Annotated in this window: 17 protein-coding genes; 11 read left to right on the top strand and 6 right to left on the bottom strand. The window is 31.8% G+C overall.

Going from position 1 to position 18002, the window contains the following annotated elements; genetic code table 11:
- Nucleotides 1-13: 13 nt before the first annotated feature.
- Nucleotides 14-250: a D-alanine--poly(phosphoribitol) ligase subunit DltC gene (gene dltC, locus AC1RPN_RS06000; protein ID WP_481761929.1), complete on the top strand. Its 237-nt coding sequence runs from the start codon at nt 14-16 to the stop codon at nt 248-250.
- Entirely contained in the window at nt 251-1498 is a 1248-nt protein-coding gene (gene dltD, locus AC1RPN_RS05995; protein ID WP_481762190.1) for a D-alanyl-lipoteichoic acid biosynthesis protein DltD, read from the top strand.
- A 42-nt stretch (nt 1499-1540) separates the two neighbouring features.
- Here the strand turns inward: dltD and AC1RPN_RS05990 are convergent, their stop codons facing one another.
- The 3 genes from AC1RPN_RS05990 to AC1RPN_RS05980 form a co-directional block, all read right to left on the bottom strand.
- Nucleotides 1541-2098 carry a hypothetical protein gene (locus AC1RPN_RS05990; RefSeq protein ID WP_481761927.1) on the bottom strand — a complete coding sequence of 186 codons (558 nt, stop codon included), beginning with the start codon at nt 2096-2098 and terminating at the stop codon, nt 1541-1543.
- Between the two features lie 18 nt (nt 2099-2116).
- On the bottom strand, nt 2117-2857 hold the full coding sequence (locus AC1RPN_RS05985) for a hypothetical protein (protein ID WP_481761926.1): 741 nt from the start codon (nt 2855-2857) through the stop codon (nt 2117-2119).
- A gap of 116 nt (nt 2858-2973) precedes the next feature.
- The gene (locus AC1RPN_RS05980) at nt 2974-4884 is read right to left on the bottom strand and encodes an LTA synthase family protein (protein ID WP_481761938.1); all 1911 of its coding nucleotides are present in this window, start codon (nt 4882-4884) and stop codon (nt 2974-2976) included.
- A 432-nt stretch (nt 4885-5316) separates the two neighbouring features.
- On the opposite strand from AC1RPN_RS05980, the gene AC1RPN_RS05975 reads away from it, so the two are divergent.
- From AC1RPN_RS05975 to AC1RPN_RS05955, 5 genes are all read left to right on the top strand, one after another.
- On the top strand, nt 5317-5946 hold the full coding sequence (locus AC1RPN_RS05975) for a VanZ family protein (RefSeq protein WP_481761925.1): 630 nt from the start codon (nt 5317-5319) through the stop codon (nt 5944-5946).
- 15 nt (nt 5947-5961) lie between these two features.
- A complete protein-coding gene (locus AC1RPN_RS05970) occupies nt 5962-7134 on the top strand; it encodes a class I SAM-dependent rRNA methyltransferase (RefSeq protein WP_481761924.1) in 1173 nt (390 codons plus the stop codon).
- A gap of 255 nt (nt 7135-7389) precedes the next feature.
- Entirely contained in the window at nt 7390-8292 is a 903-nt protein-coding gene (locus tag AC1RPN_RS05965; RefSeq protein ID WP_409022282.1) for a GRP family sugar transporter, read from the top strand.
- A gap of 22 nt (nt 8293-8314) precedes the next feature.
- Nucleotides 8315-9688 carry an amino acid permease gene (locus tag AC1RPN_RS05960; RefSeq protein ID WP_481761923.1) on the top strand — a complete coding sequence of 458 codons (1374 nt, stop codon included), beginning with the start codon at nt 8315-8317 and terminating at the stop codon, nt 9686-9688.
- Nucleotides 9689-9786: 98 nt separating this feature from the next.
- Nucleotides 9787-11133 (top strand): glucose-6-phosphate isomerase, encoded by a 1347-nt coding sequence (locus tag AC1RPN_RS05955; protein ID WP_481761922.1) that lies wholly within the window; start codon nt 9787-9789, stop codon nt 11131-11133.
- A 69-nt stretch (nt 11134-11202) separates the two neighbouring features.
- On the opposite strand, the gene AC1RPN_RS05950 is transcribed toward AC1RPN_RS05955, so the two are convergent.
- Entirely contained in the window at nt 11203-11751 is a 549-nt protein-coding gene (locus AC1RPN_RS05950) for a phenolic acid decarboxylase (protein WP_481761921.1), read from the bottom strand.
- Between the two features lie 110 nt (nt 11752-11861).
- Between AC1RPN_RS05950 and AC1RPN_RS05945 the strand changes: the two genes are divergently transcribed.
- Nucleotides 11862-12395 carry a PadR family transcriptional regulator gene (locus AC1RPN_RS05945; RefSeq protein ID WP_409022286.1) on the top strand — a complete coding sequence of 178 codons (534 nt, stop codon included), beginning with the start codon at nt 11862-11864 and terminating at the stop codon, nt 12393-12395.
- Nucleotides 12396-12533: 138 nt separating this feature from the next.
- Nucleotides 12534-14450 (top strand): GH25 family lysozyme, encoded by a 1917-nt coding sequence (locus AC1RPN_RS05940; protein ID WP_481761920.1) that lies wholly within the window; start codon nt 12534-12536, stop codon nt 14448-14450.
- 290 nt (nt 14451-14740) lie between these two features.
- Here the strand turns inward: AC1RPN_RS05940 and AC1RPN_RS05935 are convergent, their stop codons facing one another.
- Both AC1RPN_RS05935 and AC1RPN_RS05930 read right to left on the bottom strand, forming a co-directional pair.
- Nucleotides 14741-14941: a cold-shock protein gene (locus AC1RPN_RS05935; protein WP_057973786.1), complete on the bottom strand. Its 201-nt coding sequence runs from the start codon at nt 14939-14941 to the stop codon at nt 14741-14743.
- Nucleotides 14942-15101: 160 nt separating this feature from the next.
- Nucleotides 15102-15386 (bottom strand): hypothetical protein, encoded by a 285-nt coding sequence (locus AC1RPN_RS05930; protein ID WP_481761919.1) that lies wholly within the window; start codon nt 15384-15386, stop codon nt 15102-15104.
- Between the two features lie 612 nt (nt 15387-15998).
- Here AC1RPN_RS05930 and AC1RPN_RS05925 point away from each other — a divergent pair.
- Together AC1RPN_RS05925 and AC1RPN_RS05920 are read left to right on the top strand one after the other, a co-directional pair.
- Nucleotides 15999-16646: a hypothetical protein gene (locus tag AC1RPN_RS05925; protein ID WP_481761918.1), complete on the top strand. Its 648-nt coding sequence runs from the start codon at nt 15999-16001 to the stop codon at nt 16644-16646.
- A gap of 272 nt (nt 16647-16918) precedes the next feature.
- The gene (locus AC1RPN_RS05920) at nt 16919-17848 is read left to right on the top strand and encodes a hypothetical protein (RefSeq protein WP_481761917.1); all 930 of its coding nucleotides are present in this window, start codon (nt 16919-16921) and stop codon (nt 17846-17848) included.
- Nucleotides 17849-18002: the final 154 nt, after the last annotated feature.

The raw sequence follows: 18002 nt of genomic DNA, 5'->3' as shown, positions 1-18002 counted from the left end.
GAGGAGAATTGATATGAACACAAAAGATAAAGTTTTAGATATATTAGAAGAGACAACAGGTAGCGCAGAAGTTAGAAATAATTTAGATTTAAATGTTTTTGATGAAGGCCTATTAGATTCAATGGGTTCAATTCAATTAATCTTAGAATTACAAAATGAATTAGGTGTTGATATTCCAATTTCAGAGTTTGAACGTTCTGAGTGGGCAACACCAAATTTAATTATTGCAAAAGTAGAAAGCTTGATCTAAATGGGATTGAAAAAGAAGTTATTCATGATCATTGGGCCTGTTGTTTTGGCTGTTGCATTACTATTAGCCATACTACTTGCACCAGTCAATTATAATTTCAGTTCTGCAAAAACTGAAGAAAAAGCAGCAGTATCGCAATCTACTTTAATTTTAAAGGGCTCTGCTATTCGTCAAAAGGCATTAGATGATGGTTATGTGGCATTTATCGGTTCATCCGAATTTTCACGGATGGATTCGATGCATCCTTCAGTTTTAGCGAAAAAATATAATCGTTCATATCGTCCATTTTTAATGGGAACTGGTGGGACACAATCGCTTAATCATTATTTTTATTTACAAGGTATCAAAAATCAATTAAGAAATAAAAAAGCAGTTATGGTGGTATCACCACAATGGTTTGTTCCTAATGGTGTAAGAAAGCAGGTATTTAATAATTTTTATTCACCATTACAAACAACAGAGTGGTTACTATCTGCAAATGCTAACAGCCTGTCAGATCGTTATGCTGCCAACAGATTTATTACTTTAATGTCTGGTGAAGGAAATGAATCTGTACTGAATGCAATGCATAAAATTGCTGAAGGACAGTCGTTATCTGAAGCGGATGCTACGATGCTTCGCTTGAAATTAACGATTTTGAATCATGAAGATCAATTATTCTCAGGTTTTCCGATGGCCGATCGAACACAGACTATCGACAAACAAACTAAGAACCTTCCAGCAAAATATGATTTAAATAAATTAAATATTCTTGCCGGTAAATATGGTGCTAAATGGACAACCAATAATGATTTTGCAATCAAAAATAGTTATTGGGATAAAAATAAGCTTAACAAAAAAATTGGTAAGCTTGCAGGTACACAGACTAAATTAAATTATGATCATTCTGTTGAATTTTCAGATTTCCAATTAATTTTAAATCAGTTTGCTAAAGAACATACTGACGTCTTGTTTATTATTCCACCTGTAAACCAACGTTGGGCAAGTTATACTGGACTATCGTCGAAGATGCTAGCTAACTTTGATGGTAAGGTTACAAAGCAATTGAAATCCCAAGGATTTAATAAAATTGCTGATTTCAGTAAAGATGGTAATGAAGAATACTTCATGGAAGATACGATTCATTTAGGTTGGAAAGGTTGGGTTGCGGTTGATAGTTATGTGAACCCATTCCTGACTCAAAAACAAGTTAAACCTAAATATCATTTAAATAATTATTATTACTCAGAAGATTGGCAACAAGAATAAAAAATAATTGGAATAAACCCTTATTGCATATGCAATGAGGGTTTATTCTATTATAGGAGATTCTGCAAAGGGAATGATTTGCGGTTGAGTAAGTAACTCTGTCTGTTTAGTTGTGATAATAATGCTTAAATCTAATTGGCAGGTTAATTCTGTGACTAAATCAATGAAGAATCTTGTTTCTATTATTGAAAATTCATCAATTAAGCCTGATAAAATGATCACCGAATAATCGTTTAAGATAGCTCTAAAAATTAAAATAAGTGTTTCATCAAAGTGACTTAAATCAGTCGTTTTTTTGTTGATAAAATTCGGTGAATAGTGGTGAAAATATTGTCCATAAATTAATTTTGAAATAGTTTTATATGTTTTTTTGTGCTGTTTCTTAGATGTTAAACCCATATTTTGTGTGATAGTTAGATAAGGAACTATTAAGCTTAGTTCTTCAATTGTGATTAAAGTAACTAAATTTGAATTAATAAAGTCTTGATTTTCAAGTTGATTTACGAATTCAAATGATTTATCTAAAATGATTGAAACCGAATGGGTAGGGAATAATGAGGTTAATGATTGAGTTGTATTAGTGTATTTTTTTAGTTGCATTGTGATGCCTCCTATAATTTAATGAGATGAGTTACGGGTAGAGAATAAGACAGATAGGAATGAAATAAGGCTAATAGTTATACCGCCAGCAAATAGATATGCAGAATTAATGAATGATTCTTGCGAGATTAATGTACTAAATTGTACGTTTGTAGAGGAAATTAAAAAATTCCCATTAAAATTGGTTAATTTATGTGACAGTAATTCTAATAACTCAGAGGATATTTCTGAGGGAGAAAGTTGCATAGCTAATGAATGGGTTAGCCAATAAATATTTAGTTCTCTCAGCAATGAAGTATAGTTATTTTTAAAGAAGAAAATTAAAATTATCACTAAAATTAATGCTGCTATAAAGATAATAAGGACTTCAAGAGCGAATGCAAATGCGACTTTAGGCTGACTTTCGCCGATATTGTGTAAACTAAGATATTCGTTGATACGCTTGTTGATGATTTTTTTATAAACAACAATACTGATAGTAATACCCGCTATCAATAACCCAATAATAATAGGGTAGATTAGGCTGACTTGTTGTTTATGAATATCTGTTAAGACACTAAGTAAATTAGAACTAGATGTACTATTAACATTAATATGAGCAAGCATTTTTTTAAAACTTTTAAATGATTCAAATGAAATTTGATTAAATAATAAGTTTGAGAGACCGATTAGTATTGTGAAAAAAAATATGATAAATAACCCAACTGTTTGTTTCTTATGATAAAAAATACTAGATAATGATTGTAGAATTAAAGACATAATGACACCTCTTCGATTAATCTATATGACTAATTTTAAATAATAGTTATGAACATTATGTGAAGTTGTTTAGAATAAAAAAATAAACGTTACCGAAATTTATTTTTCGGTAGCGTTTATTTTGAACTGGTACTTGAACTTGAACTTGTAACAGTTTTTGAAGAAGAACTTGCAGTTGGTGCCTTTAATTCAGGAGCATCTGTTTGATATAAGGTTGTTGTCGACTTATTGCCATGTTTTGAATAGAGGCTTGTCGAATTGTTTTTAAGCGTTTCTTGTAATTTTAGTAATTTACTATATTGATTCTTATAGTTATAGTCACTTGGTTGCGTTGGCTTAAAATTCTTTGGTGTATAGTAACGTAATAAGTTTTGATTATTGACTGTATCCGATAAATTTAGTTCGGTACTGACTTTTGTCTGATCTTTCTTTATTGTTTCCTTAACAATTTTAGAAGGGTGCGTAACTTCTTTACCTGTTACATTATCATAAATTGTAGAATCTAAAACAGTATAATTAGGTGTAATGAAGTTTTCATTTCTAAACGCAACTGTCTGATCGTGATTCTTAGAAAATAAATCTGTCCCAAATTGAACATATGATGACGAATCTAGGCCTAATAAGTGAAGAAGGGTAGGTAAGACATCAACTTCACCACCATATTGATTTTGGATGCCACCATTTTTACTTCCAGGAATATTAATCATAAATGGAACACGTTGTAATTGTGTATTATCAAATGAGCTCCATGTTTCGGATGATTTACCAAGAAGTTTAGCAAGCTTCACATTTCTTGAATTTGAAATACCGTAATGGTCACCATAGAGGACAACCATTGTATTATTAGATAATCCAGATTTTTTTAAGTATGTGAAAAATTCTTTAACTGATTCGTCTAAATAATGAGCCGTTTGGAAGTAATTATTAACAGACGTATCACCTGTATCTGGAACTTCAAAGTCTTTATTTTTTGAATCAATATCAAATGGGAAATGATTTGACACGGTAATGAATTTTGCATAAAAAGGTTGCTGTAATTTTTCTAAATATTTAACTGAATCATTGAATAATAACTTATCTTTTAGACCGTATTCTAGAGTGTTATTTGCAGACGTATCATAATAACTTGAATCAAAGAAGTATTGGTATCCCATACTTTTATAAACGGAATCTCTGTTCCAAAATGATCCAATATTACCGTGGAAAACAGCACTAGAATAACCAGCGGTTTGATTTAAGATAGCGGGAGCTGCTTCAAATGTATTTTCGGATCCAAGAGATGTGAAAACAGATCCTTGAGGTAATCCATAGATACTTGTTTCTAAGAGATTCTCAGCATCAGATGTTTTACCTTGTCCGACTTGATTGAAAAAATTAGGAAAACTATAAGTTTCTTTACCATTGTATAGAGAATTTAAGAAGGGTGTGACTTCTTTTCCATTCACCTTAAAGTTAATTAAAAATTGTTGAAAACTTTCTAAATGGAGCACAATAACATTTTTACCTTTTGCGATACCATACATATTTGGATTAGGTGCTGCATAATGTGACTTTGTAAAATCAAGGACATCATTTAAATCAGAACTTTCAGCAGTATCGCGAACCCGATTGTTTTTAACTGTTTTGAAACTGTCGTAGACGGTATATGAATCAATTCCTAAGTATTTAACAATATAATTACGATCAAACGTTCTCGTAATTAATTGTGGTCGGTCAATTTCGCCTAATGTTAAACTTGCCAATGTTAGCATTATTGAGAATGATGTAATTGCAAACGCGTTAAGTTTACTGAATGGTCGAGTGTTAAATTTTAAATAGCGAGTTAAGAATAAGCAAATAATAAGCACTAAGTCAATGACGTAAAAAATATCGTGTGGTTTCATTAAAGCAAAAGAGCTGCCACTAATACCTTCAGAAACTTTAGAATAACCTAACATTGTATTAATTGTCATAAAATCAGTAAATTCTCGATAATAAATAACATTAAAAAATAGTAATGCTGAGTTCGCAATGTAAATTAAAAACATAGTCAAATATGAAATAACTGGTTTTTTAATGTATAATGCAAGTCCGAGTAGTAGCATGGTTGTGCCAAGTGGATTTAACAAAAGGACAAAGTATTGATAAATTCCTGAAACACCAAGGTTAAAATCAATAAGATATGCAGTAATTGTTTTTAACCAGAAAAGAAACAGAAGTAGGGTGAAAAATCCAAGCTTTGTGTTTAGAAATGTTCTAAATCGTTTGAGTGTCTGCACGGTTTGAACCGTCCTTTCGAGTATAATCAAATTAAAATCGTAACTGTAGTTTACAGTCTATATTAAATTTGTGTCAATTGATGCTAAGCTTTGTTAATGCATTTTTAACTTATTAAATTTACATGAAAAATAATGGTACATACTAAAATATCATGTTTTTATTTGTTAATATAGGAGAAGATGGAAGGTGAGGTTGAAAGAATGTTATTTTTATCAAAATTATATGAATACGTTTTACATCATTACTCACAAGGTATTAACCACTTTCCATTAATCCATCTTATTTTTTTAAGTGTTGATAAAACAATTTTTTACTTAATCGTGTATCTTGTTATTCGAGTAAGTATAGGGTTGTATCAAAAGAAAAAAATAAACTTCAGAACAGAATTTGTAAGGCTATTATTAGTTGCGTACCTCGTTTTATTAGTTGAATTGACGGTATTTAGATATGTCTATTTCCCATGGGATATCCGATTGAATTCAACCTATAATTTTCATTCTATCAATTGGACACCGTTAATTGAAACAATTAAACTGACAAATGGACAATCTTTGTTCGATTTCGTGTATAATCTATATGGTAACATTCTTTGGTTTGTTCCGTTAGGAATTATTTTACCCAGTCTAAAGCAATTTAAAAAGTATTCTCTAGTAAAAACAATGTTGGTTGGTATTTGTTTATCAATCGCTATTGAATGTGGACAGTTTGTACTAGGATCCGGAGTTAGTGATATAGATGATATCATTTTTAATTCATTGGGTACATTGATAGGCTGTGGGCTATATCTTATCTTAAATCAAATATTAAATAAAAAAGACGTTAAAAAATAGAAGGAGTGCTAGTCATTGAGAAAAGTAGAAATTATTTCACATGCAGCAAAAAAGTTTAAAAATGGATACCCATTAATTGATAAGGAAGATTTACAAACAACTCGTGATTTTAAAGAAGGAGAATGGGTTGCATTAACGCTACATAATCAATTTGTCGCTTATGGTTATTTTGCAGAACAAAATCGTGGGGATGGCTGGATTTTTTCACGAAATGAAGAATCACGTATTGATGAAGATTTTTTCTCAAAATTATTTAATAACGCTCGAATGAACCGTAAATCATTATTTACTAATAAGGAGACGAATGCCTTTCGTTTCTTTAACGGTGAAGGTGAAGGTATCGGTGGATTAACAATTGATTATTACGACGATTATTATGTATTTACTTGGTATAGCTTAGGTCTTTACCAACACAAAGATATGATTTATAGTGCATTTTCTGATGCAGTTACAAGTTATAAAGGTATTTATGCTAATCTTCGTTACGATACAAAGGGTGAACCATCAACATTCAAAGTTCGTGGAAAAGATGCACCTACGCCACTTATTGTTCAAGAAAATGGCCTTCAATTTGCTGCATATCTTAATGAAACAACGACAGGACTTTTCTTAGAACAACGTGAAATGCGTAAAGCAATTATGAATAAATATGCTGAAGGAAAACTTGTGTTTAACGGATTTAGTAATACAGGTGCAACATCAGTTGCTGCATCAGTAGGTGGCGCACTTAAAACAGTTAGTGTAGATGTGAATAATAAAAATATTGATCGTACAAAAGAACAATTTGTACTTAATAATATTGATCCTGAAAAACAAGAAATTCGTGGAATGGATGTTTTCGGCTATTTAGATTATGCAAAGAAACACCATATTAACTATGATTTAGTTATTTTGGATCCACCAAGTTTTGTACGTTCAAAGAAAAGAACATTCTCAGTTCAAAAAGATTATGTTCAACTTGCTGAAGATGCTATTGATATTACACAAAAAGATGGTGTTATCATGTTCTCAACTAATTCGGCAGGATTGACGCTCAAAAAATTAAAAGAACAAATCACAGAAGCTTTTGCTAATAAGAATCGTTCATTTACATTACTTGAAACATTCCGTTTATCAAGTGACTTTGTAACAAACAAGGAATATCGTCAAGGTAATTATTTAAAAACGTTAGTTATTAAAGTTGATTAATTAAAAAACAATCCTATTTATTATTAAATAGGATTGTTTTTTTTCGTAAAATATAAAAAATTCATAAAAACAAAATGCTTGTAATTAAACGTTTATGAGTGTTTTTGATGGATTTCGAATGTAACCCGTTTCAAATGTTGCTAAAGCTATCATCAAATTTTTGTTTTAAGGGTTGTAAATACGGTTACTTTACTGCTAAAATAGTTAAATCGCGAAAAAAGAATAAAAGAGAGAGAGTAGAGGATTTAATTAATTATGATTATCTTAATGGCAGTAATCCCTGCAATTGCATGGGGTAGTATTGGACTTATAAGTGGAAAACTTGGCGGAACTGCCAACCAACAAACAGTTGGTATGACATGGGGTGCCTTGATTTTTGGAATTGCCATTTATGGTATTTATCAACCAGAAATGGACACAAAAGTCTGGATTATTGGTATCGTTTCTGGTTTATTTTGGAGTTTAGGTCAAAATCAACAATTCCATGCTATGAAAGCAATCGGAATCTCAAAAACAGTTCCTGTTTCAACAGGCTTACAGTTAGCTGGTAATGCGTTGGCAGGTGTCATACTGTTTAATGAATGGAAGACAACTCAAATGGTTGTGATTGGTACTATAGCGATGATCGTTATTATTGCTGGTGCTGCTTTGACATCATTGAGAGATAAAAAAAATTCAGTTCTATCTGATTCAGAAAAAAATGAGAATACTGCTGCTGGTGTACGTGCTATTATTTTGTCAACAATTGGTTACGTAGGTTATACAATTGTTGTTCATTATGCAACAGTGGGCATGACTGCTGATGAATCACGTGCATTTACAATGGCAACAATCTTGCCACAAGCTGTTGGTATGGTTATAGGTGCTGGATTTGTTGCGCTTATTGCAAATGAAGTTATTATGCACTCATCAACTTTTAAAAATGTATTAACGGGACTTATTTGGGGCGCTGGTAACATCTTTATGTTCTTATCAATTCCTAAATTAGGTCAAGCTGTTAGTTTTTCATTTTCTCAAATGGGAGTGGTTATTTCAACATTCGGTAGTATCTACTTATTAGGAGAAAAGAAGACTAAGCATGAGATGATTTATGTCACACTTGGATCAATATTTGTTATTTTAGGTGTTATTATGTTAGGAATTATGAAAACTTTATAAAATGGTGAAGGAGTGTTAATCGATGGATTTAAGGAAAAAAGAATTTGCGACAACTCATCATGTTAGTAAATTAAAAAGAACCCTTAAAACCGGTGATCTCATTCTTTTAGGGTTAGGCGCAACAGTTGGTACAGGTATTTTCGTTGTTACGGGGAATGCTGCCAGTCAAGAGGCTGGTCCTGCCCTTATTTTGTCGTTTATTATTGCCGCAATTGCAGTTATAATGAACGGCTTTTCTTATGCAGAATTTTCATCAAGAATACCAGTTTCTGGTGGTTCGTATAATTATGTTTATGTTATTTTTGGTGAGTTTATAGCCTGGTTCGTTAGTTGGTTTACCATTTGTGAATATATTCTAGCGGGGGCTTCTGTTGCCTCAGGTTGGTCTGCGTATATGCAGGGGTTCTTGATAGGGCTTAATATCCACCTGCCTGTTGCGCTGAGTGCATCGTATAATGCAGCAAGAGGGTCATATATCGATATTATTGCTGTTATAATTACGTTAGTCGTTACATGGTTAACAACATTTGAAGCAAAAAAGGCACTACGTTTAAGCAAAATAATGGTATTTGTAAAATTTGCGATTATTCTTTTATTTATAGTAGTGGGTGTTTTTTACATTAAACCTGGTAACTGGCAACCCTTTATGCCATTTGGTACAAGTGGGGTAATGAGTGGGGCCGCATTAGTATTTTTTGCCTTTTTAGGGTTTGAATCTATTGCGATGGCATCAGACGAAGTAATTGATCCGCAAAAGACAATTCCAAAAGGAATTATTGGTGCGATAAGTATTTCTGCTATTTTTTATATTATTGTTACGTTAGTATTAACCGGAATTGTCCCGTATACACAATTAAATGTTAGTGATCCAGTTGCATTTGCGATGCGATTTGTAAATCAGAGTATTATTGGAAATATAATCTCGGTAGGTGCAATAATAACGCTTCTAAGCGTCTTAATTGCATTAGCCTATGGTTTATCGAGAATGATTTATTCGGAGGCGAGAGACGGATTATTGCCCCAATACTTAGCAAAAATTAGCGATAAGACGAATGCGCCCAAAGCAGCATCATGGACAGTCGGTATTTTTATTGCGATTGCAAGTGGGTTAGTGTCTATTGAAAGTTTAGCCAAATTGACTAATATTGTAACGTTAACCGTACTTGTTATTTTGGCTTTGGCATTAATAAGTTTAAGGAAACAATTTGGTGAACCTAGTAAAGGCCAATTTAGAGTTCCATTTGTACCATTGTTACCAATCTTGTCTATAATTATTTCAGTCTATTTGATGATTCAGTTACCGATTAATATCTGGGTTGCCTTTCTAATTTGGATTATTATAGGATTAGTTGCTTATTACGGTTACGGATATTCTCATAGTAAACAAAAAAAATAACGGAATTTGTAATTAAAGTTCTGTTTGACTGTTATATTTTCTACTAAGTATTGTATAATGTAAGTTGTTAAATAAAGAATATGAGGGAGATAATTAAAATGGCACATATTTCATTCGATAGTTCTAACTTATCAAAATTCGTCCAAGACAATGAACTTGGCGAAATGCAAGCACTTGTTACTGCAGCAGATAGTGAATTACGCAACGGTACAGGGGCAGGTAGTGATTTCCGTGGATTTTTAGATTTACCTAAAGACTACGATAAAGAAGAATTCGCTCGTATTAAAACAGCAGCTAAAAAAATTCAATCTAATTCAGAAGTTTTAGTCGTTATCGGTATTGGTGGTTCATATTTAGGTGCTCGCGCAGCTATTGAATTCTTAAACCATACATTCTATAACTTATTACCAGCTGAAAAAAGAAATGCACCTCAAATCTTATTTGCTGGAAATTCAATTAGTCCTTCATACGTACATGATTTAGTAGATTTAATTGGTGATCGTGATTTCTCAGTTAATATTATTTCTAAATCAGGTACAACAACAGAACCTTCAATTGCTTTCCGTGTTTTCAAAGAAAAATTAATCGCAAAATATGGTAAAGAAGAAGCTAACTCACGTATCTACGCTACAACTGATCGTAAAGTTGGTGCCTTAAAAGTTGAAGCTGATTCTGAAGGCTATGAAGCATTTGTTATTCCTGATGACGTTGGTGGCCGTTTCTCAGTTCTTACTGCTGTTGGTTTATTACCAATTGCTGCTTCAGGTGCTGATATTGATGCCTTGATGCAAGGTGCTGAAGACGCACGTGTTGAATATTCAGATGCTGATTTAACAAAAAATGAAGCATATCAATACGCAGCTTTACGTAATATTTTATACCGTAAAGGTTACACAACTGAAATTCTAGAAAACTACGAACCAAGTTTACAATATTTCTCAGAATGGTGGAAACAATTGATGGGCGAATCTGAAGGTAAAGATCAAAAGGGTATTTACCCATCTTCAGCTAATTTCTCAACTGATTTACATTCATTAGGCCAATATATTCAAGAAGGCCGTCGTAACTTGATGGAAACTGTAATTAATGTGGGAACTCCCGTTAATGATACTGCTATTCCTGAAGAAGAGGGCGATCTTGATGGCTTAGGCTACTTAGAAGGTAAGACAATGGACTTTGTTAATACAAAGGCTTTCCAAGGTGTTGTTTTAGCTCATACTGATGGTAATGTTCCTAACATGATTTTGAACATTCCTACACAAGACGCTTACACATTAGGATATACAATTTACTTCTTTGAAGCAGCTGTAGCTGTATCTGGTTACTTGAATGGAATTAACCCATTTAACCAACCAGGTGTTGAAGCATACAAAAAGAACATGTTTGCCTTACTTGGTAAACCTGGCTTCGAAGACCTTTCAAAAGAATTAAATGCACGTCTTTAAGATAAAAAAGTTATAAAATAAAAATCGTCTGAACTTTTAAAAGTTCAGACGATTTTTATTTGGAATAAATTAGTTCTTTTTGATCATTTTGTAATTTTCGTCATAATATTTACCATTACGAATATCATCTGGCATACCAACATAAGGTTCTTCATTGATAACATCTTCGTTATTTTGACCGGCATCACCGATGTAAGTGATTGTAGCAAATTCTGGGACAACCATTTTAGGATATGTTTCGTATTTTTCACGAGATTCTTCCATCAAATCGATATGGTCATTTTGGTAAGTAACTGTAATTTCAGGATGTTCTTGAACCCATTTAGGGAAGAAGATTGTTCCGTTAATTTTCATTTCGTTAGGTAAGAAATCTAGAGCGACATCAGTACCTGTAGGTTCTGTCCAAGCAATTTTATAAATACCTTCAGTAAGCATAACGATGTGAGCTTCTTGATCAGTTACCCAACGTCCAGCAACCATACCACCATGGATACGGTAGTCAACAGTATGATCATTTTTAGCGTACCATTCATATTCCCAACCGTTATCGTAAGTATATACAAAATGTGTACCTAAGAAATCATCTAATGTTTTAAACTTTTTTTCTGTATTTGTCATAATTTTTGTTCTCCTTTAAAGTGTTTATTTATACATGTAAAAGTTTACATGTTTTTGTTTACTTGATTATAGTATACTGATAAGTATTAAAAGTCAAGTTAAGGGGAAAAATGGCAAAAAAAAATAAATTACAATATATTATTTTAGGATTATTGAATCAAGAACCATTATCGGGGTACGATATAACTAAAGCATTTACGACTGATATTGGAGAATTTTGGCAAGCAGGACATAGTCAAATTTATCCTGCTCTTAAAATAATGGAAAAAGATGGATACATTACGCATGAAATTGAAATAGCAGGTACTAAGTTAGAAAAGAAAATATATTCTATTACATCACAAGGTAAAAAAGTTTTAATGGATTGGTTAGTATCAGATAGTGGGGAATTAAAACCGATTAAAGACGAATTTATTTTGAAACTTTATTTTATTAAAAATAAAGATGACGTTCAATTACAGCAAAGATTAATTGAGCAATTACAGTTACATCAAGTAAAATTAGATCATCTTGAAGGAAGAATGAAATTAATTTTTTTCTCAGAAGAAGAAATCAACAAACAATATGGTCATTATTTGATTTTAGATCATGCAATTGAACGAGAAAAATACTGTGTTAAGTGGTTTAAAAAGTATCTTAATTAAATAATAGACGCTTATAAAACGTCTATTATTTTTTTATTGAAGGTCTTTTTTTCTAATCTTAATCTTTTTGACTTATAAATTATGCTAGAATATGGTTATTAAACAAAAAATAAAAGGGCGGTTTCTATTTTGAAAAGAATGACGAAATATGTATTATTTTTATCTAGTGTGATAGTAGGTATTGGTATCGGAGCATATCAGGCCTCGGCTAATACTTCGAAGCCTGAAGGTGTGATGGGGTCAAATGTACCTGAATCATTAGTTAAATCAGCATCTTTATTGAGTAAATCGGCTACAAATCGCGATAATTCAATTCCTGATTTATCAGAATTTCAAGGATCATTTACAGATGCACAAGCTAAAGTATTAAAGAAAAATTTTAAATTTATTATTTTACGTGTTCAATATGGGTCAAATCGTAAAGATTTAGTGATTGATCATAATATTGCGATGATGAAGAAATATAATATTCCATATGGTGTTTATTCATTTAGCCAATATGAAAATGTTGCTGATGCTAGAGTAGAAGCGAAAGACTTATATAACCGTGCCAAGGATGCTAAGTTCTTTGTCAATGATTATGAAGATCAAACGGTTACGAATGCTAGCAAAGCAAATACTAACGCCACAACAAAAGCCTGGGCTGATGAGATGGCTAAATATGTAGGTAATCGTAAAATTATACTTTACTCTTATGCTAGTTTTATGAAAACATATGCCAGTACGGCTGTTAACGCATATGATGGTTTTTGGTTAGCTGCATACCAAAGTAATGAGCCAATGGAAACAAGTCATTCGTTATGGCAATATACAAGTAACTTTACAAATCATGGTTTATCAGGGGTTGGAAACATTGATGCAAGTATCATGTCTGGTAAAAATGCTGATTGGTTTTTAAGTGCATCAACAGATAACAAACCAACAGAAAGTACACCACCCACGAACGCAGCTGGGAAAGCACAAAGTTATAATGAATTAGTTTCAATTAAAAAATCTGGATATAATGTTTGGGGTAATTTTAGTTGGAATAAAGTTAAAAATACGACAACTGGAAAAATTGGAAAAGTTTATAGCGCAAAATATTACTATAATCACAGTAATGGTAACAAATATTACTCATTGTACGATAGTAAAGGCAAATGGGCTGGATATGTAAATAGTAACGCAATGGAGGTTGCTTCAGCTAAAGAATTTAAAGCAACCGCTAAAATTACTAAACGTGATTATACTATCTGGAGTAATTTTTTCTATACGTCAGCAAAAGGAACAACAGCTAATTATTATGGTCAAAACTTAAATGTCAGATACAGATATACATTGGGTAATGGTAACGTCTATTATTCACTTTATAATAATGCAGGTACATGGTTAGGTTATATGAATAGTAATGCTTCAAATTTAGTTTATTCATCATATGATAAGATTGTTTCTGTTAAAAATAGCTATACTATCTGGGGTAATTTTAATTGGACAAGTAAAAAAGGATCTACAGTTACTAACTCCGGACAGACATACAATGCTAAATATGCGTATAAGATTAATGGTAATACGTATTACTCACTATATAATGGTAATAATGTTTGGAAAGGCTATGTTAACAGTAATGCTACGAATACCTTAGTAGCTAAATCATTAAAGGCAAAGGTCAAAATTAGCGATAAAGGTTATAATGTCTGGGGTAATTTCTTGTGGTCATCTAAAAAAAGTACTTCTAGTAATTACTATGGTCAAACATATAACGTTAGATACAGATATACTACAGGAAACGGAAATATTTACTACTCACTTTATAACGATGCCGGTAAATGGATGGGTTATGTGAATAATAAAGCAACTAGCCATATTTATACTAAATACAATAAAATTGTCTCTGTTAAAAGAAGCTATGATATCTGGGGTAATTTTAATTGGACGGTAAAAAAAGGGTCAACTATAGCTAACTCAGGTACGAAATATACAGTAAAATATGCTTATTCAATTAATGGCAATAAATATTACTCGATATACAATGCAAATGGTAAGTGGCAAGGATATGTAAACAGCAACGCATTTTAAATGAAAATAGTTCTAAGTTAATTGTTGTTGATGAATTATGATATTGAAAGACAGTGTGACTTAAAAATGCCTCATAATCGTTAGACCTACGTCTAATAATTATGAGGCATTTTTTATATTGATAAATTTAAAGTTGATTTTGAACGTAACCTAAAGTGCATAGTAGGAACCGGATGATAAATAATTATTTAATTTAAAAATACAGTCATACAACAGCAGCTGATGAGAGGGTATACGGTTATTATTGCAAAAAAAAAACCTACCCGAAGGTAAGTTTCAAAGGCTTATAATTAAGCTTTAACAACGTTAGTTGCTTGTGGTCCACGATCAGAATCTTCAACATCGAAAGTAACTGCTTGGCCTTCGTCAAGTGATTTAAAACCGTCACCTTGGATAGCTGAGAAATGAACGAAAACGTCGTCGCCAGATTCGCGAGTAATAAAACCAAAACCTTTATCTGCATTAAACCATTTTACTGTACCTTGTTCCATAATATGAAACCTCCATGTGCTGTAAGCACTAATATATTTTGCATTTGTTGATTGAACTATTAAAAAGAAGTGTGTTCATAAATGAAACAAATCACCTTTAAATAACCGAACCATAAATACATAAGTTTAATATAACATCTAATGACGATTAATGCAAATGTTATTTGCTCGATTTAGTGTGTTTTTTAAGATAATGCAGTAATTCTGTTTCATTACGAAATTCATGTGGGCTAACTTGATTATGAAGTCGAATCGTAATTTTATTAATTTTGATTCGACCAGTCCAAGTATACGTGTATTCAACGATAAATCTATTATTGAGATCATCCTCATCTAAGCCAAAATTAAGTACGTAAATACGATCTGGAACCATTAATGGATTGAGATGTTCTTTATCGTAATAAATTTTGTTTGCTCTTAAGAATTTTTTTGTCTTACTTAACATAGTGTATAAACCTCCAAACTATTATTATAGTGTATTCAAAATGAAGGAGACAGAATTGAATCGGGGATTTAAGTTGCTGTCACTTTATTAATTTAAGTACCATCATTAAAATATCTCATTTAGTATATCATAAATAGAACATAAAATGAGAAAATACTATATAAATCATTCGGAAAAATTGACAATAAACAAAAACATGTTAAGGTTATAGTAGCTCAATATTAATATTCTTAGTATAAATTATTCAGTTTGATGATTTCTATTCATTTATTCACGCTGGCGCAACCAAGGAGTTGCAAGGATGTAAAGTAGGTAGGGTTACATCGTTTAGAAGTAGAATTAGTAACTTATTTTAAAATTAATTAACTCAAAATTAAATATAAATATTCAGTGAGAAGGCTACCAGCAGAATTTGTTGGTAGCCTTCGTCAATTAAAAATATATATAGCATTAAAAATTAATAGCGGGTATGAATGTTAGAAACTTTAAAATATAACCCTTTATTACTTTATTGAAGTATTTAGAGTGTACATACAAAGGAGGTAGGTATTGTTTACCTGCTTTTTTTAGTGTTTAATATGTGAGTGTATAAAAATAAAGGGGTGTTGGATAATGAAAAGGGTAGTCGTATTATGTGCTTCAACAATGGTTGCATTATTATTAGTTGCATGTGGGAACAGCAATAGTGCAAGTAAGGAATCGTCATCATCTGAGGTAAAATCATCTAGTTTGCAGAAATCAAAAAGTGAATCAAATAAGAAAGAGTCTATAAAAAAAGCAAAAGTATCTTCTGAAAGTAAAGCATCATCAGAATCAGCTGCCAAAGAATCAAGTATGGTAGCTGAAAGGTCATCTAAGGCAGCTAATCTTGTGAGAAATGAATTAAAAAAAGGATTTAGTTTTGCTCCAATCAAATATAATGGTGAGGACATCAGTAAAGCTATGGAAGATGGTACTGCTCCACGGCACTCCCTTTTTGATTTAATTACTCTAGGTTACGCAAAAAGTGATACAGTGGTTCGTACACAGCTGGGAAAAGATAGAGCCTATAATTATACGTATAAGATAACCGATAAGTTTATTATAATGAGGGGTGAATCTGGTTCACATCGCATACCTTACACAATAAAGGGATCACATATAACATATGGAGAATGGATAGAAAAACAATCTAATGGAACAAAGCTTACTTATGAGTTTGCATTAGAAACGACTGCCAAAGATGCAATAGACGCACAGCAAACTCAAAATAAAATATAATGGTTAATTGAAACATCCATACTGTGGATGTTTTTTTGTACGCCAAAATAGAAAATGTCGTACGGGTTATTGCGGCATTTGGGGCTGAACAAACTTAGTATAAAATATCTTTGAATGGTTAAAAATCTAACAAAACCTGCGACTATTAGTATGAAAATATAGATTATGTTGTACAGAGTTTTATAAAAGTGCATAAGGTGAATACGAATATTGATTACCTATCATTTTTAGTGTTTAATTTAAAGGTAAATAAATTTTAGGGGAGTTTCAAAATGAAAAAGGTATTGGTAACGTGTGGGATAGCAATGATGTTATTATCATTAACTGCGTGTGGGAGCAGCAATTCAAAAAAGGATGAATCATCTTCTATTGATTCTAGTAAATCACAAGCAAGTTCAAAGAAAATAGCTAGTTCAATGAGTAGAGAAGTTTCATCGTTAAAAAAAGAAAAAAGTAAATTACAGGAAACGAAAAAACAGGCAAGTAGGAATGTAGGAACTCTGACAGTTCAGCAGATGAAAGACCATCCTAAACAGTCAGCTGTAGCAATCGCTTATTATGGTGCAAATCGTTTTTGGAATGGTTTAACGGATAAAATAGCAGATGGGTTCAATGTTTCAATTAAAACACCTAATTCAAGTACAGTTAAGTATTATATTCAAAAAGGTGATAATCCATATTATAGATTACTGGGGGATGTACATAATACTGTAGCTTATTATGACAATGCAGATAATGAACTACAAAAAGTTGGTATGTCGACAATAGCTACTTATGTAAATCAAAAGTTAACTGATGGTAGTCGAAATACTCTAGTGAATAACGTTATCATCAATGCTAGTGATGATACACAACAATCCAGTGATGGGCTATCAATATCAATTGATGAAGCGATTAAACTGATTATCAAACATGAAAATTCAAATGATAATTACGGCAATTTTAACTTGATAATAACAGATAGAAGTAAAAGTACTATAACTAAAATTAATAATAATGATGATATTCCTGCAGCGTTGGGAGGATACGTACCCTATGGAAATGGTGGTTGGGAAATAGAGTTGGTGTACACGGGTGCAAGTCTTCGAGAAAAATATTACCTAGTGCCTGATCATAACAAAACAACCGTTTCACTTAAAACTATCTCACGCTATTCGACTAGACCAGACATAGATACAGAAAACTTTACGCTAAACCGTTAAATAAATATAATACTTTATAGTGATATTCCATAATGGTTCATTAATGCATTCACAAACGTGAGTGCTTTTTTTGTAAAAAATGAAATATGGAACTGGGAATCTTCAGATAAATACCGGGCCTTAGAATATTAGCTAAAATTTAGAAAAGCAAAAT

This window comes from Dellaglioa sp. CoH-57-MRSF-20 (assembly GCF_056781955.1).
The sequence above is the reverse complement of the archived record's forward strand: the minus strand, read 5'-3'. Positions and strand labels throughout refer to the sequence as shown.